The sequence below is a fragment of the Thiocapsa bogorovii genome (assembly GCF_021228795.1).
GTDB lineage: Bacteria > Pseudomonadota > Gammaproteobacteria > Chromatiales > Chromatiaceae > Thiocapsa > Thiocapsa bogorovii.
Map to the genome: position 1 here is coordinate 1,921,455 of NZ_CP089309.1, position 22,077 is coordinate 1,943,531.

22 protein-coding genes and 1 tRNA gene are annotated in these 22,077 nt (G+C 64.2%); 13 read left to right on the forward strand and 10 right to left on the reverse strand.

Features of this window, described 5'->3' with window-relative positions; translation table 11 throughout:
* Positions 1-9: 9 nt before the first annotated feature.
* The gene (locus LT988_RS08725; RefSeq protein WP_232409780.1) at positions 10-1,239 is read right to left on the reverse strand and encodes a hypothetical protein; all 1,230 of its coding nucleotides are present in this window, start codon (positions 1,237-1,239) and stop codon (positions 10-12) included.
* A 306-nt stretch (positions 1,240-1,545) separates the two neighbouring features.
* Positions 1,546-2,916 (reverse strand): exodeoxyribonuclease VII large subunit, encoded by a 1,371-nt coding sequence (gene xseA / locus LT988_RS08730; RefSeq protein ID WP_232409781.1) that lies wholly within the window; start codon positions 2,914-2,916, stop codon positions 1,546-1,548.
* A gap of 121 nt (positions 2,917-3,037) precedes the next feature.
* On the opposite strand from xseA, the gene guaB reads away from it, so the two are divergent.
* The 4 genes from guaB (at position 3,038) to LT988_RS08750 (ending at position 7,116) form a co-directional block, all read left to right on the forward strand.
* Positions 3,038-4,504 carry an IMP dehydrogenase gene (gene guaB / locus LT988_RS08735; RefSeq protein WP_232409782.1) on the forward strand — a complete coding sequence of 489 codons (1,467 nt, stop codon included), beginning with the start codon at positions 3,038-3,040 and terminating at the stop codon, positions 4,502-4,504.
* Positions 4,505-4,658: 154 nt separating this feature from the next.
* The gene (guaA, locus tag LT988_RS08740) at positions 4,659-6,233 is read left to right on the forward strand and encodes a glutamine-hydrolyzing GMP synthase (RefSeq protein WP_232409783.1); all 1,575 of its coding nucleotides are present in this window, start codon (positions 4,659-4,661) and stop codon (positions 6,231-6,233) included.
* Positions 6,234-6,469: 236 nt separating this feature from the next.
* Positions 6,470-6,964 carry a tRNA adenosine(34) deaminase TadA gene (gene tadA / locus LT988_RS08745; protein WP_232409784.1) on the forward strand — a complete coding sequence of 165 codons (495 nt, stop codon included), beginning with the start codon at positions 6,470-6,472 and terminating at the stop codon, positions 6,962-6,964.
* A gap of 62 nt (positions 6,965-7,026) precedes the next feature.
* Positions 7,027-7,116 (forward strand) — tRNA-Ser (locus LT988_RS08750).
* A 165-nt stretch (positions 7,117-7,281) separates the two neighbouring features.
* On the opposite strand, the gene LT988_RS08755 is transcribed toward LT988_RS08750, so the two are convergent.
* Entirely contained in the window at positions 7,282-7,449 is a 168-nt protein-coding gene (locus LT988_RS08755; protein ID WP_232409785.1) for a hypothetical protein, read from the reverse strand.
* Positions 7,450-7,834: 385 nt separating this feature from the next.
* On the opposite strand from LT988_RS08755, the gene LT988_RS08760 reads away from it, so the two are divergent.
* Positions 7,835-8,971, forward strand: a complete 1,137-nt coding sequence (locus LT988_RS08760; RefSeq protein WP_232409786.1) for a glycoside hydrolase 64/thaumatin family protein — start codon at positions 7,835-7,837, stop codon at positions 8,969-8,971.
* A 238-nt stretch (positions 8,972-9,209) separates the two neighbouring features.
* On the opposite strand, the gene LT988_RS08765 is transcribed toward LT988_RS08760, so the two are convergent.
* A complete protein-coding gene (locus LT988_RS08765; protein WP_232409787.1) occupies positions 9,210-9,710 on the reverse strand; it encodes an SHOCT domain-containing protein in 501 nt (166 codons plus the stop codon).
* A 304-nt stretch (positions 9,711-10,014) separates the two neighbouring features.
* Here LT988_RS08765 and LT988_RS25240 point away from each other — a divergent pair, with 304 nt between their 5' ends.
* Positions 10,015-10,140, forward strand: a complete 126-nt coding sequence (locus LT988_RS25240) for a hypothetical protein (protein WP_269752115.1) — start codon at positions 10,015-10,017, stop codon at positions 10,138-10,140.
* A gap of 232 nt (positions 10,141-10,372) precedes the next feature.
* Here the strand turns inward: LT988_RS25240 and LT988_RS08770 are convergent, their stop codons facing one another.
* Positions 10,373-10,636 (reverse strand): hypothetical protein, encoded by a 264-nt coding sequence (locus LT988_RS08770; RefSeq protein ID WP_232409788.1) that lies wholly within the window; start codon positions 10,634-10,636, stop codon positions 10,373-10,375.
* Between the two features lie 42 nt (positions 10,637-10,678).
* A complete protein-coding gene (locus LT988_RS08775; RefSeq protein ID WP_232409789.1) occupies positions 10,679-10,876 on the reverse strand; it encodes a hypothetical protein in 198 nt (65 codons plus the stop codon).
* Between the two features lie 294 nt (positions 10,877-11,170).
* Here LT988_RS08775 and LT988_RS08780 point away from each other — a divergent pair, with 294 nt between their 5' ends.
* The 4 genes from LT988_RS08780 to mtaB all read left to right on the forward strand — a co-directional run bounded on the left by LT988_RS08780 (position 11,171) and on the right by mtaB (position 14,427).
* On the forward strand, positions 11,171-11,719 hold the full coding sequence (locus LT988_RS08780; RefSeq protein WP_232409790.1) for a hypothetical protein: 549 nt from the start codon (positions 11,171-11,173) through the stop codon (positions 11,717-11,719).
* Between the two features lie 246 nt (positions 11,720-11,965).
* The gene (locus LT988_RS08785; RefSeq protein WP_232409791.1) at positions 11,966-12,430 is read left to right on the forward strand and encodes an Hsp20/alpha crystallin family protein; all 465 of its coding nucleotides are present in this window, start codon (positions 11,966-11,968) and stop codon (positions 12,428-12,430) included.
* Positions 12,431-12,668: 238 nt separating this feature from the next.
* Entirely contained in the window at positions 12,669-13,067 is a 399-nt protein-coding gene (locus tag LT988_RS08790) for a YybH family protein (RefSeq protein WP_232409792.1), read from the forward strand.
* Entirely contained in the window at positions 13,051-14,427 is a 1,377-nt protein-coding gene (gene mtaB / locus LT988_RS08795) for a tRNA (N(6)-L-threonylcarbamoyladenosine(37)-C(2))-methylthiotransferase MtaB (RefSeq protein WP_232409793.1), read from the forward strand. The genes LT988_RS08790 and mtaB overlap by 17 nt, the downstream gene beginning before the upstream one ends.
* Before the next feature lie 18 nt (positions 14,428-14,445).
* On the opposite strand, the gene LT988_RS08800 is transcribed toward mtaB, so the two are convergent.
* The 3 genes from LT988_RS08800 to xthA form a co-directional block, all read right to left on the reverse strand.
* Positions 14,446-15,000, reverse strand: coding sequence for a hypothetical protein (locus tag LT988_RS08800; RefSeq protein WP_232409794.1), 555 nt, complete (start codon positions 14,998-15,000; stop codon positions 14,446-14,448).
* A 35-nt stretch (positions 15,001-15,035) separates the two neighbouring features.
* Positions 15,036-15,896 carry a glutamate racemase gene (gene murI, locus LT988_RS08805; RefSeq protein WP_232409795.1) on the reverse strand — a complete coding sequence of 287 codons (861 nt, stop codon included), beginning with the start codon at positions 15,894-15,896 and terminating at the stop codon, positions 15,036-15,038.
* A gap of 310 nt (positions 15,897-16,206) precedes the next feature.
* On the reverse strand, positions 16,207-17,025 hold the full coding sequence (gene xthA / locus LT988_RS08810) for an exodeoxyribonuclease III (protein ID WP_232409796.1): 819 nt from the start codon (positions 17,023-17,025) through the stop codon (positions 16,207-16,209).
* Positions 17,026-17,220: 195 nt separating this feature from the next.
* Here xthA and murU point away from each other — a divergent pair, with 195 nt between their 5' ends.
* From murU to LT988_RS08825, 3 genes are all read left to right on the forward strand, one after another.
* The gene (gene murU / locus LT988_RS08815; RefSeq protein WP_232409797.1) at positions 17,221-17,967 is read left to right on the forward strand and encodes an N-acetylmuramate alpha-1-phosphate uridylyltransferase MurU; all 747 of its coding nucleotides are present in this window, start codon (positions 17,221-17,223) and stop codon (positions 17,965-17,967) included.
* A 33-nt stretch (positions 17,968-18,000) separates the two neighbouring features.
* Complete coding sequence (locus tag LT988_RS08820) at positions 18,001-19,425, forward strand: glutamate--cysteine ligase family protein (RefSeq protein ID WP_232409798.1); 1,425 nt, start codon at positions 18,001-18,003, stop codon at positions 19,423-19,425.
* A 281-nt stretch (positions 19,426-19,706) separates the two neighbouring features.
* Positions 19,707-20,741, forward strand: coding sequence for a M14 family metallopeptidase (locus LT988_RS08825; protein ID WP_232409799.1), 1,035 nt, complete (start codon positions 19,707-19,709; stop codon positions 20,739-20,741).
* 72 nt (positions 20,742-20,813) lie between these two features.
* On the opposite strand, the gene lipA is transcribed toward LT988_RS08825, so the two are convergent.
* Positions 20,814-21,809 (reverse strand): lipoyl synthase, encoded by a 996-nt coding sequence (gene lipA, locus LT988_RS08830; protein ID WP_232409800.1) that lies wholly within the window; start codon positions 21,807-21,809, stop codon positions 20,814-20,816.
* Positions 21,810-22,077 lie beyond the last annotated feature (268 nt).

Below are 22,077 nucleotides of genomic sequence, written 5' to 3' on the forward strand. Positions count from 1 at the left end.
GCAGAGCCTTTAATTGACTTCCAGCCAGGTACCATCCGTTGCGAGTCGCGCCACCCCTACGGCCGCTTGCTCAAAAACAGAGCGAAACCTTTGCTCGCTCTCCTGTAATGCCTCTGCTGCCTGTTCGTGCTCGAACAGCACCCGCTTGAGCTGAATTCCAGCATGTCTCTCGCGAGTCCGACTCTGGCGCATGGCTTCGCTGATCAAGCTGGTAATTGTGCTGCCGATCAAGAAGACCGTCAGGGCAAGCCATTCGGTTCCAGTCAGCACGCCGCCGTGGAGCCAGGCCTGCACGTAGATGCCCGCGAGCAGTGTTGCCAGCAGACCACCCGAGAGACCGGTGGACAGCGCAATGATCAGAACTGCGGGGTAAAAAATGACGTATGGAAGGACGTCTCCCCCATCTTCACCAACGATGACCGCTCGCAGGGCAGCGGCAACGACAATGCCGATCACCGCAACCCCGACGACGACCCAGATCCTCTCGTAGGCCGTCATACCGGCGGGCGATTGGAACAGCCTCAGTTGCGTCAGCGAAGGCAGCAAAATGGCCACGCTCGCCAGCATGAAGGCGAACGCCGTCAACACGGCCGGGGGAATCGTCGAATGTCCCAACACGGGCGGCAGACCTGAGGCGTATCCGGTGAGCGTCACCTCGCTGATCACGAAAATGCCCCAGGACAGCGCTACGGACGTCAAGAGGCAGGCGGGGCGACGTTTCGACGCCGACCACCGGCAATAGAGTGCGGCGCTTGCGAGCAGAAACGCCAGGGCCGTAAGGGGGGACATACGCCCGACAGGGATCCCCGTTGAGGTTGAGAGATCTCCGACGATCCAATGCTCCAAGAAGGAATTGCCGCCAATGGTCTGCGCGCCCAACAACACGCTGAGAACGATAACGATCGAGAGGCAGCCGATGTTGAAGAGGCGAGCGACAGGGGAAAATGGCCAGCGGCTGGAGGAGACCAGCACCGTCCCCAGCAATACGAACAAGAATGCCGTGGACGGTGCCATCGGCACATTGCTTGCGCCGAATGCCAGGGCTTGCCAACGATCAAACCACCATGACACCCCGACGACCAGGCCCGAACCGACGGTCAAAAACCCTAGGAGTTGAGCGAGTTGGCGACCTATTATCTCTTCTTGGTTTATGAACTCGGTGTCAGCGTCTAGAGTCCGGGCTGTTTGAGCATTCCGTCGGTCACTGACCGGATGCTCATGGATACTTTGAGTGGTCATCGCCGCCCTTCTCTCGTGATCGGCAAGTCCGACGAGTAGGAAACCCAATCGTCTCTAGGTGCAAGAGTACGGCCTGAAGAGGCAGGTTGGCGAGAAACCGATGTGCTTTAAGGTTCGCCGAGCTCCATTGCAAACCGCGCAATGGGAGCGAACGCCTTTAAGGAGAGGAGCCGGAGCGGTTTTGAAAGCAACCCTCGGCGTGACCGCGTGTCGCGTCCGAGTTGATCGAGCGCGTCGGGCGGGGCGCGCATGCATCGAGCAGGCTCTCGGCATCACGCGTCGTGGCGAAACGCGACGGCGATGCCATCAGGCGCTGCTTTCGGACTCGACGACCGCGATCAAGCGCCCCCGCGCGAGCCGTGCCTCGATCCGTGTACCGGACGGGGCCTGCTCGGGCGCGCGCACGATCGCGCCGTCCTGCAAACGGGTGACGATGGCGTAGCCGCGGGCGAGCGTCGCCAAGGGGCTGCGGGCCTCCAAGCCGGCGACCGCGCGCAGCAGCCGCTCGCTCCGGGTCTCGGCCAGCCGGGCGCGGGCGCGGGCGAGACGCTCGGCGAGCGCGTCGACCCCGATTCCGAGCCCCGCCAACCGTCGCCCCGGCGAGGCGGGCATCAGGCGTGCCGCCGCCGGGCGCAATCGGGACCGAGCCTGCACCAGCCGGTTCGACAGGAGCGAAACCAAACGCTGTTCGAGCTGATCAAGACGCTGGGCGCGCTGCTGAAGACGCGCTGACGGGTGGAGCAATGCCAAGTGTCGCGCGACGGCGTTCAGCCGTTGGCCGGCGGCGACCCGGAGACGCGCATGGGCCGCGTCCAGACGCCGACTCAAGGCGACGAGCCGGTGGCGCAGATGCTCGCCCGAGGGCGCCACCAGCTCGGCCGCGGCCGACGGGGTCGCCCCGCGTCGGTCGGCGACGAGATCGGCGATGCTGATGTCGCTCTCGTGCCCGACTCCGGTGACGACGGGGATGGCTGAGGCGCGGATCGCCCGCGCGAGGGCCTCGTTGTTGAAGGCATGCAGATCTTCGAGAGAGCCCCCGCCGCGGGCCAGGATGAGCACGTCGCACTCGGCGCGGGCATTCGCCGCCGCCAACGCGGCGCGGAGCGACGCCGGTGCGGCCTCGCCCTGCACCTGAGCCGGATAGATCACCACGGGCAAGGCCGCGAACCGGCGCTTCAAGACGGCGAGCAGGTCACGCACGGCCGCACCGCTCGGCGAGGTGATCAGACCCACCTGTCGCGGAAATGCCGGAATCGGACGTTTGACGGCCTCGTCGAAGAGGCCTTCCGCGGCCAATTTTCGCTTCAGGCGCTCGAATTCGAGCCGAAGGGCACCCTCGCCACCCGGCTCCATGTAATCGATCACCAACTGAAAATCGCCGCGCGGCTCGAAGAAGCTCGCCCGACCGCGAACCAGCACCTCTTGACCGTTGGCCGGGCGGAAATTCAAGAGCATCCGCTTGTGACGAAACATGGCGCATCGGACCTGCGCCGCCGCATCCTTCAGCGTGAAATAGATATGGCCGGAGGCCGGCTGGGCCAGATTCGACAGCTCGCCTTGAACCCAGAGCACGGGGAAACTCCCGTCGAGCACGGCGCGGACCTCGCTCGCCAGTCGGGCGACGCTGTAGATGTCGCGATCATCGTCAAAGGCACGGGCGGGTCGTTGGAGTGGCATGGCGGGATTCGCAATCAAAGGGTTCAAGAGGTTGGCGTCAGACGGAGTTTACCTGCGGCCGTTGAAATTCTATACTTTCGGGTTACTTTCCTGTTCTGGTCACTGATTGCGGAGCCTCCCCATGCGCCTGATCCAGGAAGCACTCACCTTCGACGACGTCCTGCTTGTCCCGGCCCACTCGCGGGTGCTCCCGAACGAGGTCGATTTCCAGACCCGGCTGACCCGCGACATTACCCTTAAGATTCCGCTCGTTTCGGCCGCGATGGATACGGTCACGGAGGCACGTCTGGCGATCGCAATGGCGCTGGAAGGCGGTATCGGGATCATCCACAAAAACATGAACGCCGAGCGCCAGGCCCGCGAGGTCATGGCGGTCAAACGCTACGAAAGCGGGATCATCCGCAACCCCATCACGGTCGGGCCTCAAACCAGCATCGGCGAGGTGCTGAAGCTGACCCACGCGCACAATATCTCGGGCGTGCCGGTCACCGAGAACGGCCTGCTGGTCGGCATCGTCACGGGGCGGGATCTGCGCTTCGAGACCCGCATGACCGAGCCGGTCTCGACCATCATGACCCCGCAGGAACGCCTGGTGACCGTGCGCGAGGGCGCCAGCCGCGAGGACGTCGTACGACTCCTTCACGAGCACCGTATCGAGAAGGTCCTGGTGATCAACGACAAGTTCGAGCTGCGCGGACTCATCACGGTCAAGGACATCCAGAAGGCGAAGGACTTTCCCAAGGCCTCGCGCGACGCCCAAGAGCGGCTGCGCTGCGGTGCGGCCGTGAGCGTCGGCAAGGGAACGGACGAGCGCGTCGCCGCCTTGGTCGAGGCCGGGGTGGACGTAATCGTCGTCGATACGGCCCACGGGCACTCGCAAGGTGTGCTGGATCGGGTCGAGTGGGTCAAGGTCCGCTACCCGGAGGTCCAGGTCATCGGCGGCAATATCGCCACAGCGGATGCAGCCCGCGCGCTGGTCGACGCGGGTGCCGACGCGGTGAAGGTCGGGATCGGGCCGGGTTCCATCTGCACCACCCGCATCGTGGCCGGTGTCGGCGTCCCGCAGATCACGGCGGTCGCGAACGTCACCGAGGCATTGGAGGGCACGGGCGTCCCGCTGATCGCCGACGGCGGTCTGCGTTTCTCCGGAGATGTCGCCAAGGTCATCGCCGCCGGGGCCAACAGCGTCATGATCGGCGGACTCTTCGCCGGTACCGATGAGGCGCCCGGAGAGGTCGAGATTTACCAGGGACGCTCCTACAAGTCCTACCGCGGGATGGGCTCGCTCGGGGCGATGGGCTCGTCCGAAGGCTCGAGCGATCGCTACTTCCAGGAAGAGACCGAGAAGGAAAAGCTGGTCCCGGAAGGCATCGAGGGGCGGGTGCCGTACAAGGGCAGCGTGCTGAACGTCATCCACCAGCTGGTCGGCGGCTTGGGATCGAGCATGGGCTACACCGGCTGCGCGACGATCGAGGAGATGCGCACCAAACCGCAGTTCGTGCGCGTGAGCGCCGCGGGGATGCGCGAGTCCCACGTGCACGACGTGCAGATTACGAAAGAAGCACCGAACTATCGGATCGACAATTGATTGCTTGCGCCGGATTGTGCTTTGGGCACAACCCGGCGCAAGCAATCAAAATACGTCAGTAAGGTTTTCTTGCTTTTTTCTCAAACCTCGCGTCGTCGGATCTCTGTTGTCCTCTCCTTCTTCCCCGCTCGTCGTCCGGAACCATCGCCACGTTATGACCAATATTCATGCCGACCGCATCCTGATCCTCGACTTCGGGTCGCAGTACACACAGCTCATCGCGCGCAGGGTGCGCGAGGCCGGGGTGTATTGCGAGTTGCACCCGCACGACATGGCTCCGTCGGCCATCCGGGAGTTCGCACCGAGCGGCGTGATCCTGTCCGGTGGTCACCAGTCGGTCCATCAGGACGAGACGCCCCGCGCCGATTCGCTGGTGTTCGAGCTAGGCGTGCCGGTGCTGGGTATTTGTTACGGCATGCAGACGATGGCCGCACAGCTCGGGGGCAGTGTTGCCCCGGCCGTCCATCGCGAGTACGGCTACGCGCAGGTGCGCGCGCGCGGCCACTCGCGCCTGCTGCGCGACATCGAGGATCACACCAGCCCGGAGGGCTACGGCCTGCTGGATGTCTGGATGAGCCACGGCGACCGGGTCGAGGCCCTCCCCCCGGGCTTCCATGTGATTGCCGAGACCGCCAATGCGCCCTTGGCCGGCATCGCCGACGAGGAGCGCCGATTCTACGGGGTGCAGTTCCATCCGGAGGTCACCCACACCCGCCAGGGTCAGAGGATCATCGAGCGCTTTCTCCATGAGATCTGCAACTGCGGACGCCTCTGGACCCCCGGCAACATCATCGAGGACAGCATCGCCAAGATCCGCGATCAGGTCGGCAGCGACGCCGTCCTGCTTGGACTCTCGGGCGGCGTCGACTCCAGCGTCGTCGCCGCCCTGCTGCATCGCGCGATCGGCACCCAGCTGACCTGCGTCTTCGTCGACAACGGCCTGCTGCGGCTCGGCGAGGGCGATCAGGTCATGAGCACCTTCGCGCGCCACATGGGTGTGCAGGTGATCCGGGTCGATGCCGAAGACCGTTTCCTCGGCCGACTCAAGGGCGTGACCGACCCGGAGCAGAAACGCAAGATCATCGGCAACACCTTCATCGAGGTGTTCGACGACGAAGCGAGCAATCTCGTCAACGTTCAGTGGCTTGCTCAGGGCACCATCTACCCGGACGTGATCGAATCCGCCGGAGCCAAGTCCGGGAAGGCGACGGTGATCAAGTCACACCACAACGTCGGCGGTCTGCCGGAGGAGATGAACCTCAAACTGGTCGAGCCCCTGCGCGAGCTCTTCAAGGACGAGGTCCGCAAGATCGGCATCGAGCTCGGCCTGCCCTCCGAGATGGTCTATCGTCACCCCTTCCCGGGGCCCGGCCTCGGCGTGCGCATCCTGGGCGAGGTCCGAAAGGACGACGCGATCACCCTGCGCAAGGCCGACCACATCTTCATCGAAGAGCTGCGTCGCGCCGACCTCTATAATCAGGTCTCCCAGGCCTTCGCCGTCTTCCTACCGGTCCGCTCGGTCGGCGTGGTCGGCGACAACCGCCAGTACGCCCATGTGATCGCGTTGCGTGCGGTCGAAACACTCGACTTTATGACGGCGCGCTGGGCACACCTTCCCTACGACTTCCTGGATCTCGTGTGCCGGCGCATCGTCAACGAGGTACCCGGCGTATCGCGCGTCGTCTACGACATCACCGGCAAACCGCCCGGGACGATCGAGTGGGAGTGACCGCGCGGCGCGTCGCACCTTAGACCAGCCACTCGGGGAACTCGTGACACTCGCTCCGCGGTGTCACGCATGTCCTCGGCGCTCCGCGCCACGTGCCGATTGGGCCGCGTTCCCAAACCAGGTCTGCGATCACAATGTCATGTATCCAGCGCAAGCCTCCGCCGAGGCGCGCGCCTTGCCGGCGGAGCTCCGAAACACGACCGAATACTCCGGAAACCGCACGGGTCAACCCATCGATGGACCCTTCTAACGACACCGACGAGCACTGGATGCGATTGGCCCTGAGCCTCGCCGATCGAGCCGCGGCCGAGGGCGAGGTCCCGGTCGGCGCGGTCCTGGTGCTGAAGGACGAGGTCATCGGCGAGGGCTGGAACCGACCGATCGGTGCCCACGACGCGACCGCCCATGCCGAGATCCAGGCCCTGCGCGATGCCGGGCAACGCCTCGGCAATTACCGCCTCCCCGGCACGATCCTCTATGTGACCCTCGAGCCCTGCGTCATGTGCGCGGGCGCGATCATCCATGCGCGCGTCGGCGAGGTGGTCTTCGGAGCGGCGGATCCGAAGGCGGGCGCCTGCGGGAGCCTCTTCGACATCCTGCCGTCGGACGGGCGATTCAATCACCGCACCGGATGCCGCGGAGGCGTCCTCGCCGAGGCGTGCGGCGAGACGCTGCGTGGCTTCTTCCAGGCCAGGCGCCGACGACAGACGATCCCGACGATAGACAAGTAAGTTTCCGCGACTTACACTTACGGGCTTGTCGAAGGCGAGCAACTCGCACGACCGACAAACCTGGAGAGGTGCCGGAGTGGCCGAACGGGCTTGACTCGAAATCAAGAGAAGGCGCAAGCCTTCCGTGGGTTCGAATCCCACCCTCTCCGCCAGTCACGCTCGAGCAACCGATCGAGAGCCCGCTTACCGAAGTCGGCTCAACCGCAACCGCCCCCGGACCCGTTCACCACGCGAACCTCGGCCTACGGCGCGTCGACCGGGCTCGGTCGCGCCGTGCTCCGCTCGCCGAAATCTCCACGCGCCGAGGCGCCCTCTCGTCAAGACTCGCCGCCGGTCTTCTCTCGACCGCTCGTCTCATCGTTCCGCGTCTCGTCCTTGTTGTCGAAGTCCTTGTACGGATTCTTGGAAATGAGGTGGCGAAGCCAAAAGAAGAGTCCGAGGAGAGCAATGGCTTCCACAACCGCGAACGATCGGGTGTACTCCATGGAGGCGTCCTCTCGGAAAGTATGTTAGAGGCACGAACGTTGCCACAGGTTGCCTGCATCACAAACAACATTCGGACACCGAGGTGGTGTCGGGGAGATCGACGCGAAGTCGAAAACGGCGACGACCTCAGCTGCCGGAGAACCAATGCCGTCGCCGAGTGCCGTCATCTCGTTACGCTCGCCGAGGTCAAAGCGGTCGGTCCCGGGACTTGGGTTGGCTTTGGACTGCGGCCGGAAACTGCAATAGACTGAGTTTGCAGGGTCAATGATCGAGGTCTCGGAGCCTTCCCGGCCGCCCGACTCGCGGCGAGGCCCTTTCCGAACCGGCGCATGCCATCGACGGCGAACCCCGGCCCGATCCACGAGGATTCGCGAGGCTCGATCGATGAACAAACACCCGTCTGTCGTCGTGCGCCCGATTCGCGCCTGCGCCTGCGGCGCATTGCTGCTCGCCTCGCAGGTCTCGGCCGATCCGGCGGTCGGCGGATCTTGCGAGGCCGAGGTCGGCGTCATCGCAGGCGATTACATCGCATGTCTGTTGGCAGCCCGCGCCGATAGCCTGAATGGCCAGGCACAGGACCCGGCACGAATGGCCGTCGGTCTCGAGGACTGCGATCGCGAGCATCTGCGGCGTTACGTCGAGACGGTCCTGCGGGACCCCGCGTCCTGTCCCGGTGCGGAGGAATCCTTGGATGGCATCTTCAAGCACCTCCGGCAGTTGCACGATGGCGCCTTGGACGCGGTCGATCAGGTGGCGCTGATCGTCTCCGGTCGGTCGACCACGCCGGTCGCCGGAAACATCATCCTATTCAACAACTGCGCCCTGCCCTTGAAGCTGATGTCGGACACCAATGCCACGATCGACGGCAATGTCCTGCAGGCGGGGGATCAAGAGACCTTCCCGATCGGCGAACTTCACGTGGGGAGTCCGAACAAGATCTTGGTCGCACCGGTGACCACCAGGGACCAATGCCGAGAACTGGCGTGCGAGGATTGGACCGCGGTGCAGCCGAACACAGTGCAACGCGAGCCCGGGATGTGGGAGCACCCGAACCTGACTTACGCGGCCTACTGTCAGCCGACGAATGCGGGTGCCGCACAATGCTTGAGCGATCCCGCCGAGACGCCATGCTGCGGTCCGAAAATGAACTACGACAAGACATTCGGAACCCATTTGGAGTTGACGCCGGATTTCCAGGGCCAGGACTTCGTGAACCTCAGCACCAACGCCATGCCTCCCTTGCTTTGCGGCCCTGGGGTCGACCCGAACAACTGTGTAACAGTAAGCGCCAATATCTTCTTCAACCTGCCGATCCAGGTCGACATGGCCGGCGGAGACTGTGCATGCGACAGCCTTGGAAACCGCACTCAGTTGATTTGTACAACAGTGAGTTGCGAAGATGCTTACCAATATCCCCTCGATCCGAAGCAATGCGCCTGTTCGAGCGGCGGCCAGCGCGGCTATACCGTGACCTACTGCCCGGAGGGCTCGCCGCTGCCGCGGATTCCGAGCGCGCCTTGAGCCGGCGGCGCAAGGGCACGAGCGTCACGCTCATGGCATCGGTATTCCGGCATGGGAAATCGGGGCGGACCCGACAGATGCCGTTTCGAGGTGCCCGCACTGTCGCTGGAACTCTATCGTATACGAGCAACTCCACTGGCTGGACTTCGACCAGCAAGTCAATCCGCCTGTTACCGCGTTAGGTCCATTCTTGTAATCAGCCATTGCATGATTGCAAGACCTAACCCTACTTTCCTTTTCATAGCTGATCCAGAATCCGCTTGCGAATCGACTGGTATTCTTCAGCACTGATCAAGCCCTGTCTGCGCAGCCCCTCCAGTTCCTCCAGACGCTGGGCCGTCGCCCCGCTTCCGCCCGGCGAAGCCCGCGTTGCCGCCGCCGGCTGTGCGGGCACCGCTTGGGATGCGCTCACCATGGGCGCGTCAGGGCGGCAATCCAGGTCCACGGTCAGGCTGCGCTTAAGCAGTTCGTTGTCGACCTCCATGGTTTCGGGCGTGCACCCTGATCGTTCAAGCGTAAGGGTTCCTTCCCGATGCCAGTCGAGTCCCTTGCGCTGGTGCGGAAATACGCGATCCGCGTAGATCTGCATGGGCGTGGTCCCGATCACCTGGCCATTTGCCAACACGGTCGCGCCAGTCGGATCAGACCGAATGTTGACGGGAATCGATAAACAGCCTTGCAGCGTCAGCGCCAGGGCGGTGACACCCAGGACGGCGACCTTGGATCGGATAGTAGTCATGTAAGCTTATGTTCCCAAAGCTGGCGTTACAGAAGACCAAAGAGCTGGCGTGGCAACTGCTGGGCCAGCAGGGCAGCTTGAGCCATCAGCAGCCGGTCCAGATTGTACGCCACCAAGGAGTCCCAAGGCGGCCTAGGTGTTGCGATTTGCTTCGCGCATCCTCGGGAGCCGAACGATTGACGCCAAGTTCCCAGCGGATACTCTGCGGGCCGACTTCGGGTCGCCTCCGGGCCGCGGATCTCGACAAGTTCGATTCGGAGATTTGCAGATCACGGAGTCGCTACGCCCGGCCGCGACGCAGCACTTGCCCTCATTCGCGACTGCGCCGGCGGAGACCGACGTCCTGTTCATCGTCACGGCGGTGTTGGTGCTGTTTGCCCTCATCGGTATCGGTACCTTCTACTTCAAAATCCTCGCGTTGCCGGAGTAGATGCCACATCGGTGACAGAAGGTGCAGTTCGAGCTCGTCGCGGTGCTGGCCGCCGCTCCCCCAAACGGACAGCCGATCGAAGAGCGGGGGCCTAGGCGGTCTTGGACCTGCTTCTTTGCTCGATGCTGACCGTCCTGCCGGACGACCTGTATCGCCGCTACGCGCAGGGCAAGCGGTTCGGACGCGAGATCACGCTGTTCTTCGATGAGACATGTCCCGTCCCTCGTGATTTCTATCGGTGTCGGGAGTCCTGTCCCATGTGCTTCACGGTCGCCCTCGCCATGGTCTCTTCCTGGTTGTTGCCGTCACTGGTGGCGAACCAGGCCACGGCCGTGTCGGTGGACGGCGAGATGTAGACGCCCTGCCCGCAGACGCCGGCTTTGTAGAGATCGCCCTCCGATGTCACCGCATCCCACTGGTAGCGGCTGGTGAGCTTGCCCGCGTCGTCAGAGAAGGAGCTGGTGCACTTCTGACCGGCCCAGCCCGTGTCGTACATGTCGAGGTAGGTGCGATAGAAAAGGCGACAGGTTCGGTTTATTCACAACGGCAACTTGCCCTGCCCCGTATCGTCGGCTGATTGCGGCTCGTCCTGCTTCCGCGGCCTGCCGCGCTTGCGCAATTGGCGGCGCTGGCCGGTCGTCGCTTCGATCTCTCGACAGAAGCGATCATTGCCGACGGGCTGGTCTTGATTGCGTGCCATCCGCAGGTCGCCGAGCGGTTTGTCGATGGCCTGCACGCCCCCTGTGTACGCTTCGCAGGCGGGATCGCTCCCGCACCACGCAACACTCGGTTCCGGTGGATGGCCACTCCTTACCGGCTCGGGACTTGCACCCGGTGGGTCGCAAAAAGGAGTTTCCGATTTGCTTATCCGTTCGCTATCTTCCCCTCCTTCCAGGCTTTGCCTGGCGCAACGGGCTTACGAGCAAGGCCCCGTCTGCCTCAGAAACCCGCCGTATGGTTGCTCGTTCGCTCATCACCACGCCGCAGACCGAGATCCGGCGACCGACTCCTGAAAGCCCGCAGCGACAGCATGTTCGACGATCACGCGCCCGCCGCAAGCCCCCTACCTGTCCAGACGCTCGGCGCCATCGGTGAGCAGATCACGCAGGTCGTGTCCTTGCTCGGGCGTTTCGGCTTGGGTTTCACCCTTCACGACGCAGGCCAACAGATTCCAGGCTCTTATTGGGGTGAATCGGAAGCCGGCCTGGTCGGCGACGTTCTACATGCCACACCCGAGACGCCCCTGCACTCGGTTCTGCACGAGGCGGGGCATTGGATCTGTATGGACCCTGATCGGCGTGGGCGCCTGCATACGGATGCCGGCGGCGACGACCCGGAAGAGAACGCGGTCTGTTATCTCCAGGTGCTGCTGGCGGATGCCGTCCCTGGTCTCGGGCGCGAGCGCATCTTCGCGGACATGGATGCCTGGGGCTACAGCTTCCGACTGGGCTCGACCAAGCGTTGGTTCGAGCAGGATGCCGAGGATGCACGACTCTGGCTCTTGGCGCATGGGCTCGTCGATTCGGCGGATCGCCCGACGTGGCGGGTGCGCCAATGTCCTCGGCCGCCCTATACTTGACGTATCGGATCCCCGCAGATGTAGGAGTCACCGATGCGTATCGCCCACATGACCGCCGCGGTTTTAGTCATCGTCGCTTCCGCCCCGACCTTCGCATGGGGCCCATATCGGCCGCCACCGCCCGGCCCTTACTATCCCGCAGCCCCATGGGCCGGCGGATGGAGCAACCCTGGCCCCTTCGCGGATCCAGGAGACCCGTACGCGCCGCAGTCTTTCGGACCACCGCCGTTCATGGAGCCGCCAGGGTTGCCTGTGCCGCCGAGCAACCCCTTCGCCGCACAATCGCACGCGCCTTCCGCGCAGCCCGCGACCTCGAACCAGCAGGCGAGACATCTGTCGATCTCGCGACGAACGACCCCCGACGCCTACCTCGTCGAGATCCGGCTCGCGAACATCAATCCCGAGCAGGTCCAAATCATTCCCCGAGGACGCGGATTGCGGATTGCTTACCGGACCCGCGCCGAAGAGTATCGGGAAGACCGCTTCGGCGCGGGCTATGGCCGCGGCTACAGCGTCATGAGTGGCTCGGCCAGTCAGGGCCTGGCCCTGCCGCCGGACGCCGATGTCGCAACCATGTCTCGCGAGGTGACCCCTGACCGGATCCAGCTACGCATCCCGCGGGTGGATCTGCGCCGATCGGCGCCTTGGTTTGGCCCACCGGTGCCCGAGCGGAACACGGAATCAGGCCGGAGCGCAGCTGCACCGGAGTGAGCAGTCATCTATTAGCGATCAGCTAAGGAGGGTTTCCGGAGAGCATCGACGCACCGGGGCGTCCGGCGCACCGGCCCTCCGCCTCGTAAAGGTTCAGAAACAACTTAGCCATTCCGGTTCATTCTCCCCCTCTCCCCAACCCCTCTCCCGCGAGGGGAGAGGGGCTAAGATGGATCACTTGTTATAGAACGGTTGCCTACCGCCAAGAAGCAACCCATCAGCCAGGGAACCGAAGCCAATGCCTTTCGACACACCTCAGGACGCCGAGGACGCCTTCTACGATGCGCTGGAGGCGGGCGACCCCGCGGCCATGAAACAGGTGTGGGAGGACTCGGAGAGCATTGCCTGTCTCCTGCCGATGACGCCGCTGGTGATGGGGCATGAGGTTCTGCAGCTTTGGCGATCCATCTTCGAGCAGGCAGGGGCCTTCGACATCCAGGTGCGTCACATCGCCTGGATCGAGGCCGGAGAGACCTCGATCCACCTGATCGAAGAGCGGATGCAAGGCGGGGCACCGGGCCAGCCGGGGCCGGCGATCTACGGCACCAACGTCTTCAGGAGAGGGCCCGATGGCTGGCGTCTGCTGATCCATCAGAACTCCCCGACGCCGCAGGCACCGAGTGCGCCGGGGGCTTGAGATCGGACCCGATCGACACGGAGCCGCCCTGAGCCTCGGTCGTCGCGTCCATATCACGACGCTCGGCTGCCGGCTCAACGAGGCCGAATCCGAGGAGTGGGCCGAGCGTTTTCGAGACGCGGGGTTTCGCGTGGTCGATGCAAGCGCCCCCGCCGACCTGGTCGTCGTCAACACCTGCGCCGTTACGCAGGAGGCCGTGCGCAAATCGCGCGGAGTCCTGCGGCGCAGCCAACGCGCCAATCCAGGGGCGCGACTGATCGTAAGCGGCTGTCTCGCCACGCTCGGAGACAACGCCGTCTCGGCCGAGACCGGTGTCGATCTGATTGTCGCCAATCGCGACAAGGACCGCCTGGTCGAGATCGCGCTCGCAACCCTGAACCTTCCGGCCATGCCCGAGACGGCTAAAAACGATTCCGCTGGAGCACTCTTCGCGCGGGGTCGCCAGCGTGCCTTCATCAAGATCCAAGACGGCTGTCGATACAGCTGCACCTTCTGCATCACCACCGTGGCGCGCGGTGCCGAGCGCAGCCGGACTGATGCCGAGATCATCGGCGCCATCGATCGACTGGTCGCGCAAGGCATCCGCGAGGTGGTCTTGACCGGCGTGCATCTCGGCGGATACGGCAGCGACTCGGGCAGCACGCTCTCCGATCTGATCGCGCGCATCCTCGGCGAGACCGGGATCCCCCGTGTACGCCTCGGCTCGCTGGAACCTTGGGATCTCGGCGATGCCTTCTGGCGGAACTTCGAGGATCCGCGCCTGATGCCGCATCTGCACCTGCCGCTCCAAAGCGGCTCGGACCCTGTCCTGCGACGCATGGCGCGGCGCTGCAAGACCGTGGAGTTCGGCGGACTGGTCGAGGAGGGTCGCGCGCGCGTGCCGGACCTCAACATCACGACCGACATCATCGTCGGGTTCCCCGGCGAGAGCGAAGAGGACTGGGACGACACGCTCGCCTTTGCCGAGTCGATGCGATTCGGACACATCCATGCCTTTGCCTACTCGCCACGGCTCGGAACCCGGGCAGCCGAGATGTCGGGGGGGATCGATACCGAGACCAAGCGTCGGCGCTTGGGTGCGCTTCAGGACATCGGATTGCGCATGCGAGAAGCGATCCTGCGCGAGCAGATCGGCAAAACCGTCGAGATCCTCTGCGAGGGCAACCCCGACGGCGAGCGGCGGGAAACCCGATTCGGCTACACCCCCAACTACCTGCCGGTCCAGGTCGCGGCACGCGAAACCGCGATCGAGGGCAATCAGCTTGTCGAGGTCGTGCTCTCGCGCCTGGGCGAAAGCGGGCTCGCGCTGGTCGGGCAGCCGATCGATCCGAAGGATCGGGGAATAGACATCCAGGTCTAGAGGGATGCAAGACCGGGCTCAGAACCCCCGGTCGATCTGCGCAGCACGAGCAGCACTGAGCTCGGTGGCGACATAGGCAAGCGAGAGGCCCATCTCGCGTGTCCAGGACAGCTCGATGCGCCAGGTCGGCGACGGCGTCCAGACATGCATGGCGATGCCTTCGCCGCGACGGATCGCGACCAAGCGGCGCCCGGGCGTGGTCGCATCGGAGGAGAAGCGGCTGCGGTCTTCGCCGAGCCCGTAGATATCGCGCAAGGCAGCGTAGGTCTCCTCGTACCGCAGCTGTGTCGAGACGCCGAAGGCCCGCACGACCTTGTAGATCTTGCCGTTGAAGGCGAGCACGTAGAGTCGATCCGGACCATCGACGAACACCAAGGCCAAGCTCGCGTCCTGCTCCTGGCGCACAAGCGGAGGCGGAACGGCCTGCAACAGTGGTCCGACATCGCCGCCCAGACAATAATGCCCGAACACCATCTTTAGGCACGGCTCGTTGGCGAAGGCACCGGAGGAGGCGAGCGCGACCAGGAGAAGTGCCGGGATCACGGCGATTCGGATACCCCTAGTCCAGCGCATGATGCCTCCGCAACAAGGTTGTAGGCCGCCGGACATCATCGACTGCGCCCGGCGCCTTGGGCAATGAGGGCCTCGCCCTCCCTGAAAAACGGTGTCGCCGCCTCTCGGCTCAGCGGATGGAGCTCCAGGGGGGCGCCCCAGAGCCGCTCCATCACCGCAGCGACCTTGAACGGCTCGCCGCTCGTCCAGAAGCGCTCGGTCCCGACACCGCCGGGCGGTGCCAGCAATCCGGACTCGTCCAGGCGGCGGCGAACCTGCCGCGCAACGGCAGCGCCCGAGTCCAATACCCGGGTCCGCGGTCCGACGATCTCGCCGATCAGCCCCCCCAGGTGCGGATAATGTGTGCATCCCAAGACCAGCGTATCGGCGCCTTTCGCCAAGAGCGGTTCCAGGTAGGCGGCCAATAGGAGTCGTGTACCTTCACCCTCCAGGTCGCCGGCCTCGACCCGCTCGACCAGCCCCGGACACGCCTGGAGGAGAATCTCCGGTCCCTCCCCCAAGCGCGCGAGCAGTTGCTTGAAGGTGTGACTGGCCAGGGTCTGTCGCGTGGCCAGAACCCCGACCACGCCCGAGCGGGTCTGCTCGATGGCCGGCTTGACCGCAGGCTCCATGGCGATGACCGGCACCGTATACCGGTTTCGAAGTACCCGGGCCGCCGCGCCCGTGGCCGTATTGCAGGCCACGACGATCGCCTTAGCACCGCACGCGATCAGCCGCTCGGTGACGGCAACGGCGCGCAGCTCGATCGCCTCGCTGGACTGATCGCCGTAGGGCGCATAGGCCGAGTCGGCGACATAGAGCAGATCTTCGTCCGGCAGCTCGCGACGGATCTCGCGCAGGACCGAAAGACCGCCGACACCCGAGTCGAAGACGCCGATCGGCTGATGCGACGTCATCGATCGAGCGCTCTTGCCGAAGCACGTTTTCGGGACATGATGTGAGGCACTAGGATCGCCGTGTCGATGAAAAAAGAGGTTAAACCGCGCCCGGTGCACTATGCGTCTTTTGTTGGATTGGCTTGGCCGCGCAAGCTCCGACAACTGCCGGAGTTGGCGCGGTTTAAGGCATTAGAGACGCTTAAATTCTAACCGCGTCGCCACAGAGGTCGGAAAAATCCTTGAGCCCGACACAAGCCGAAAATGACGCATTTCACTCTGGACGCGGTTTAGCCCGGATCCGAATCGTCGTTCGACCTCGGAGGCGGCCTCAGAGATCGAATCGCGCCCAAACCGGACAATGATCCGAGGGCTTGTCCATGCCGCGAATGGCATAATCGATATCGGCATCCAGCAGACGCTCGCGCAGTGGTGCAGTCACCAAGAGGTGATCGATACGCAGTCCGTGCTTGGGCTCGCGCTCGAAGCCGCGCGAGCGATAATCGAACCAGCTGAAGCGGTCGTCGACCTCGGGATGTACCGCGCGGTAGGCGTCGACCAGACCCCAATCGGTCAAGGCCTTGAGCCATTCGCGCTCCTCCGGGAGGAAGCTGCATTTGCCGGTCCGCAGCCAGCGCTTGGCGTTGTCCGCCCCGATGCCGATATCCAGGTCAAGCGGTGCCACATTCATATCGCCCAACACGACGAGATTCTGGTCGGGCGAGCAGACATCCCGCAGATAAGCCGTGAGATCCGCATAGAACTTGCGCTTGTTCGGGAACTTGATCGGATGGTCACGGCTCTCGCCCTGCGGGAAGTAGCCGTTGATGACCGTGATTTCACCACCGCCGGGTAACGGGTACGACCCGATAATGGCGCGACGCTGCGCATCTTCGGCATCCCCCGGAAAGCCTTTGACGACTGCGAGCGGCTCGACCTTGCTCAAGAGCGCGACACCATAGTGCGACTTCTGACCGTGAAAATGGGTCGCGTACCCAAGCCCTCGCACCAGATCGACCGGAAAGGCGTCGTCGGCGACCTTGCATTCCTGTAGGCCCAGGACGTCGGGATCATGGGCGGCCTTGATCGCTTCGAGCTGATGGGGTCGCGCACGAATCCCGTTGATATTGAAGGAAACAATCTTGAACACGACGAAGACGCTCAGTCACCACGTTGGCCGACGGTAAGCGAAAAGGCTACCACGGCAACGGCGGGCATCCAAACCGAGCGTCTGCTGGGTTCGAGCCCGCAGGATCCGGATCGAGCCGACGAGGATCGAGTCGACGACCCTAACGATGCCGGCTGGTGTATCTTGGGGTACCCCAACAGGAGTTCACCCGCTCTCATGAAGGCGATGATCCTCGCCGCCGGTCGCGGCAATCGAATGCGTCCCCTGACCGATCAGGTCCCCAAGCCCCTGCTCGAGGCCGGCGGTCGCCCGTTGATTCAGTATCACCTGGAGCGTTTGGCCGCGGCCGGCATCCGGGAGATCGTGATCAACCACGCACACCTCGGCGAGCAGATCGAGGCGGCACTGGGCGACGGCAGTCGGTTCGGGGTCCACATCCGCTATTCCCCAGAGCAAACCGCCCTGGAGACCGGCGGCGGCATCTTTAAAGCCCTGCCGCTCCTCGGATCCGACCCCTTCCTCGTGATCAACGGCGACATCTGGTCCGATATTGATTTTACAGGCCTGAACATCGCCGGGACCGACCTCGCTCACCTGGTACTGGTCGACAATCCGCCACACCACCCCGGCGGCGATTTCATCTTGCGGAACGACCGTGTCCGAGCCGAGGGAGACCAAGCCGAGGGCGGCCGAATCGAAGGCGACAGGCGTCTGACCTTCAGCGGCGTCGGGGTCTACAGCCCTGGCTTGTTCGCGGGGTGTCGCCCGGGGGCCTTTGCACTGGCACCGCTGCTTCGAGACGCAATGGAACAGGACCGGGTCGGCGGAGAACACCACCGCGGATACTGGCTCGATATCGGGACGCCCGAGCGTCTCGCGGAGTTGGATCGGCTCCTGCGCGAGGAGTCCCAGCACGGCCGGCACCCCGCGACGCCTATCGAGCGGCCCGAGATCCGACCATAATGGGGCTAAGTCAACCCTGACGGAGGACAAGGGATGGGCCAGGAGATCGCGGGGGCGCATTTCACCGAGCAGGACTTCGTCGAGTTCGCCGCCAGGCTGCGCGAGGAGACGGCGCTCCTGGAACACTGGCTGGACTCCGATCGGTTCGAGACATCCGATCCGACCGCGGGATTCGAGCTGGAGGCTTGGCTGGTGGATCCTCGGCTGGATCCGGCACCCGAGGTCGAGTCGCTCCTCGCGGGTCTGAACGACCCCTTGGTGGTCGCAGAGCTCGCAACCTTCAACGCGGAGATCAACGGTTCGCCGATGCCGCTGACGGGCGACTGTCTGTCTCGGCTCGCGACCGAGCTCACGGCGACGCTGCAACGCTGCGACCGCGTGGCGCAGACACTGGGGACCCGTCTCCTGACGATCGGCATCCTGCCGACCGTGCGCCCGCAACATCTCAGCCTCGGCGCCATGACACCACGACAGCGTTACCGGGCCCTCAACGACCAGATCTTCGCCCTGCGGCACGACCGGCCTTTGAAGCTCGACATCGCGGGTCGCGACCGCCTCGCGTTGGAGTGGCACGACGTGATGCTGGAGGCCGCCGCGACCTCGTTTCAGATCCACCTTAAGGTGAGCCCCGGCGAAGCGGCGCGCGTCTACAACGCCTCGAAGCTCATCAGCGGGCCCATGGTCGCCATCGCGGCCAACTCACCCTATCTCTTCGGGCACGACCTGTGGGACGAGACCCGAATCCCGCTCTTCGAGCAGGCGGTCTCTCTGGGCGGCCCCATCCTGCAGGAACGGGTGAACTTCGGTTTCCGCTATGCCGAGCGTTCGATCATGGAGACCTTTCGCGCAAACCTCGACCGTTATCCGGTTCTGCTCCCGCACCTCATGGTCGAGGAGCCGCAGGCACTGGCCCATCTGCGTCTTCACAATGGTACCATCTGGCGCTGGAATCGCCCGCTGCTCGGCTTCGATGCGGCAGGGCGGCCGCATCTACGCATCGAGCACCGCGTCGTTCCGGCCGGTCCGACGGTGTCGGACATGTTGGCGAATGCGGCCTTGTACCTCGGTGCCGTGCGTGATTTGGCCGGGCAACTCGAGCCGCCGGAGGCGCGAATGCCCTTCCTGCAAACCCGCGCAGCCTTTTATGCCTGTGCGCGAGAGGGGCTCGATGCCGAAATCCCGTGGGTGGACGGCGCAATCCTGCCCGTCACCCACATCCTCGGGAAGGATCTCTTGCCCCGAGCGCGACGCGGGCTGCAGGCTGCAGGCATCGACCCGCCGGAAATCGCGCATTGGCTCGGCATCATCGAGCGGCGGCTCGAAACGGGCCGGACCGGAGCCCGTTGGCAGCGCGCTTGGGTCGCGCGCCATGGCCCAGACATGGCCGGGCTGACCGCCGCCTACCTCGAACAGCAAGGGACGGGGCAGCCGGTACACGAGTGGGCCTTGCGCGACTGATCGGATCGAGCGGAAGCCACGGAACCCTCGCATCGACCACGACAGGCTGGATCGGATACTTAGGCCACGTCCTGAGCGAGATGCTCGTTTTCGAGTGAGTTCGACGTTTGGTGCATCCACAACCCTTAGCGGGGACGCGTTCTAAACAACATCGTTATAACATTTTGAACCGCGCCGGCTCCAACGGCCCTTAAGTCTGCCGGGGCCGATCCCATCCGAAAACATCGCATACCGCGCCGGGCGCGGTTTAAACCCACTCCCGAATCGACGACTTAGACGCCATGCTCCAAGAGCTCGATCACCTTCCGGAAGGCATCCTCAAGGCCGAAAGCCACGACCTGGATCGGCTGCTCGGAGCGCCGACCTTAATCCATCTGCACGGCGCACGCGAGCCCGCGCTCTTCGTGTCGGTGCTCATGCACGGCAACGAGACCGTCGGGTGGGAGGCGATCCGCGCATTGCTGCGCGACCGGCTCGAACGCTTCGGCGAGCTGCGCCTGCCGCGCGCGCTGAGCCTCTTCATCGGCAACGTCAGTGCAGCGGCATCCGGGGTGCGCCATCTGCCCGGACAGCCGGACTACAATCGTGTCTGGCCGGGCACCGATCGTCCGCATACCCCCGAACATGACCTCATGGCAAAGGTCGTGCGCATCATGGCCGAGCGCGGGATGTTCGCCAGCCTCGATCTGCACAACAACACCGGCTCCAATCCACACTATGCCTGCGTGAACCGGATCGACAACCGATTCCTGAACCTCGCGAATCTATTCGGACGCATCGTCGTCTATTTCACCCGACCGGCCGGCGTACAATCCCTCGCCATGGCCGAGCTGTGTCCGTCCGTCACGGTTGAATGCGGCAGGGTCGGCGAACATCAGGGGGTCGAGCATGCCCGCAGCTTCATCGAGGCCGCGCTGCACCTCGCCCGCATCTCACCGCATCCGGTGGCGTCGCAGGATATCGATCTGTTCCACACGGTGGCCCAGGTGAAGGTGCGCGAGGACGTGGGATTTGGATTCGCTCCGGAAGAGGCCGACTTGCAGCTCAATCCGACGATCGAGCACCTCAACTTCTGCGAGCTGCCGCGGGGCATGGCCTTCGCTCGCATCAACCCGGGATTCGGGATCGGTCTGGACGTGCGCGATGAGCATGGCCGGGATGTCGGCGAGCGTTATTTCCATGTCGAGGATCACGAGCTGCGGCTGCGTCAGCCCGTCATGCCCTCGATGCTGACGACCAATCAGGTCATCATCCGCCAGGATTGTCTCTGTTACCTGATGGAACGCTACAGCGACCATCTGCCGCGCGAAGACTGAAGATCGCCCGATGGTGGAGAGGGATGGCGCGGCTGGAGACGCCATGCGTCTCGGGGTCGCGCCGGCCGGTCGTCAAACGCCTTCCGATCCCGAGCTGTCGAGCACCTCGCTCGCCTGACGATCGGCGTGGTAGGACGAGCGCACCATCGGCGCGCTCGCAACATTGGAAAAGCCGATCGACTCGGCGAAGCGCCGCAGGTCGTCGAACTCGTCCGGTGTCCAGTAGCGCTTTACGGGCAGGTGATCGCGGCTAGGCTGGAGATACTGGCCCAGGGTGAGCATGTCGCAATCATGCGCACGCAGATCCCGCAGCGTCTGGTCGACCTCCTCGCGCATCTCCCCGAGACCGAGCATCAATCCCGATTTGGTCGGAACGCCCGGATGCGCCGCCTTGAATGCAGCGAGCAATCGCAACGAGCCGGCATAGTCCGCGCCGGGGCGCGCCTCGCGGTAGAGTCGCGGAACCGTCTCGAGATTGTGGTTGAAGACATCCGGCACGCCGGCGCCGACGAACTGCTCGAGGGCAATCGCCTCGCGACCACGGAAATCGGGCACTAAGACCTCGAGCTTGATTGCCGGACTGCGTTCGCGAACCGCGGCCAGACAGGCCGCAAAATGCGCGGCTCCGCCGTCACGAAGATCGTCCCGGTCGACCGATGTGATCACGACATAGCGAAGGCCCATGGCCGCGATCGACTCGGCCAGATGTCGCGGCTCAAGCGGATCTAGAGGCTGCGGACGCCCGTGCGCGACATCGCAGAAGGGACAGCGACGCGTGCAGATGTCGCCCAGGATCATGAAGGTCGCGGTCCCGTGATTGAAGCACTCGCCCAGGTTCGGGCACATCGCCTCCTCGCAAACGGTCGCCAGTTTGCCCTTGCGCAGCAGGCTCTTGATTCGGCTCACGCCCGCTCCGAGCGGTGCTTTGGCACGAATCCACGCTGGCTTGCGCAGAATCTCCGTTGCGGGCTCGACCTTGACCGGGATGCGCGATACCTTGTCGTGCCCGCGCAGGTGGGTTTCGGGGGTTGTCCGCGAAGGGGCATCAAGCGGTTGTTCGAAAGCCATGGCTGATATCGCGCAACGTAGGAGTAAAGAATCGGTATCGGATCCGCGCGACCGGCTGGCGGAGCGGATATCGTGTGTTTCGCGGGCGGGTGTTCTTTTTGCGCGTTCGCCCCGCCCCGACCGGATCGGATCGGATCGGATCGGATCGGATCGGATCCGGCGAATGGTCCAGTGTAGAGATTCCGAGACCGTCCGAGATCAATTTCGTTGTCGTTGGCGTTGTCGTTGTCGAAATCGTCGTCGGATCGATGGTCGATTACGACTACGG

What these genes read in the sequence shown, in the direction of transcription:
- LT988_RS08725 (WP_232409780.1), bottom strand. Translation starts at nt 1,239, where the DNA reads ATGACCACTCAAAGTATCCATGAGCATCCGGTCAGTGACCGACGGAAT.
- xseA (WP_232409781.1), bottom strand. Translation starts at nt 2,916, where the DNA reads ATGCCACTCCAACGACCCGCCCGTGCCTTTGACGATGATCGCGACATC.
- guaB (WP_232409782.1), top strand. Translation starts at nt 3,038, where the DNA reads ATGCGCCTGATCCAGGAAGCACTCACCTTCGACGACGTCCTGCTTGTC.
- guaA (WP_232409783.1), top strand. Translation starts at nt 4,659, where the DNA reads ATGACCAATATTCATGCCGACCGCATCCTGATCCTCGACTTCGGGTCG.
- tadA (WP_232409784.1), top strand. Translation starts at nt 6,470, where the DNA reads ATGGACCCTTCTAACGACACCGACGAGCACTGGATGCGATTGGCCCTG.
- LT988_RS08755 (WP_232409785.1), bottom strand. Translation starts at nt 7,449, where the DNA reads ATGGAGTACACCCGATCGTTCGCGGTTGTGGAAGCCATTGCTCTCCTC.
- LT988_RS08760 (WP_232409786.1), top strand. Translation starts at nt 7,835, where the DNA reads ATGAACAAACACCCGTCTGTCGTCGTGCGCCCGATTCGCGCCTGCGCC.
- LT988_RS08765 (WP_232409787.1), bottom strand. Translation starts at nt 9,710, where the DNA reads ATGACTACTATCCGATCCAAGGTCGCCGTCCTGGGTGTCACCGCCCTG.
- LT988_RS08770 (WP_232409788.1), bottom strand. Translation starts at nt 10,636, where the DNA reads ATGTACGACACGGGCTGGGCCGGTCAGAAGTGCACCAGCTCCTTCTCT.
- LT988_RS08780 (WP_232409790.1), top strand. Translation starts at nt 11,171, where the DNA reads ATGTTCGACGATCACGCGCCCGCCGCAAGCCCCCTACCTGTCCAGACG.
- LT988_RS08790 (WP_232409792.1), top strand. Translation starts at nt 12,669, where the DNA reads ATGCCTTTCGACACACCTCAGGACGCCGAGGACGCCTTCTACGATGCG.
- LT988_RS08800 (WP_232409794.1), bottom strand. Translation starts at nt 15,000, where the DNA reads ATGCGCTGGACTAGGGGTATCCGAATCGCCGTGATCCCGGCACTTCTC.
- murI (WP_232409795.1), bottom strand. Translation starts at nt 15,896, where the DNA reads ATGACGTCGCATCAGCCGATCGGCGTCTTCGACTCGGGTGTCGGCGGT.
- murU (WP_232409797.1), top strand. Translation starts at nt 17,221, where the DNA reads ATGAAGGCGATGATCCTCGCCGCCGGTCGCGGCAATCGAATGCGTCCC.
- LT988_RS08820 (WP_232409798.1), top strand. Translation starts at nt 18,001, where the DNA reads ATGGGCCAGGAGATCGCGGGGGCGCATTTCACCGAGCAGGACTTCGTC.
- LT988_RS08825 (WP_232409799.1), top strand. Translation starts at nt 19,707, where the DNA reads ATGCTCCAAGAGCTCGATCACCTTCCGGAAGGCATCCTCAAGGCCGAA.
- lipA (WP_232409800.1), bottom strand. Translation starts at nt 21,809, where the DNA reads ATGGCTTTCGAACAACCGCTTGATGCCCCTTCGCGGACAACCCCCGAA.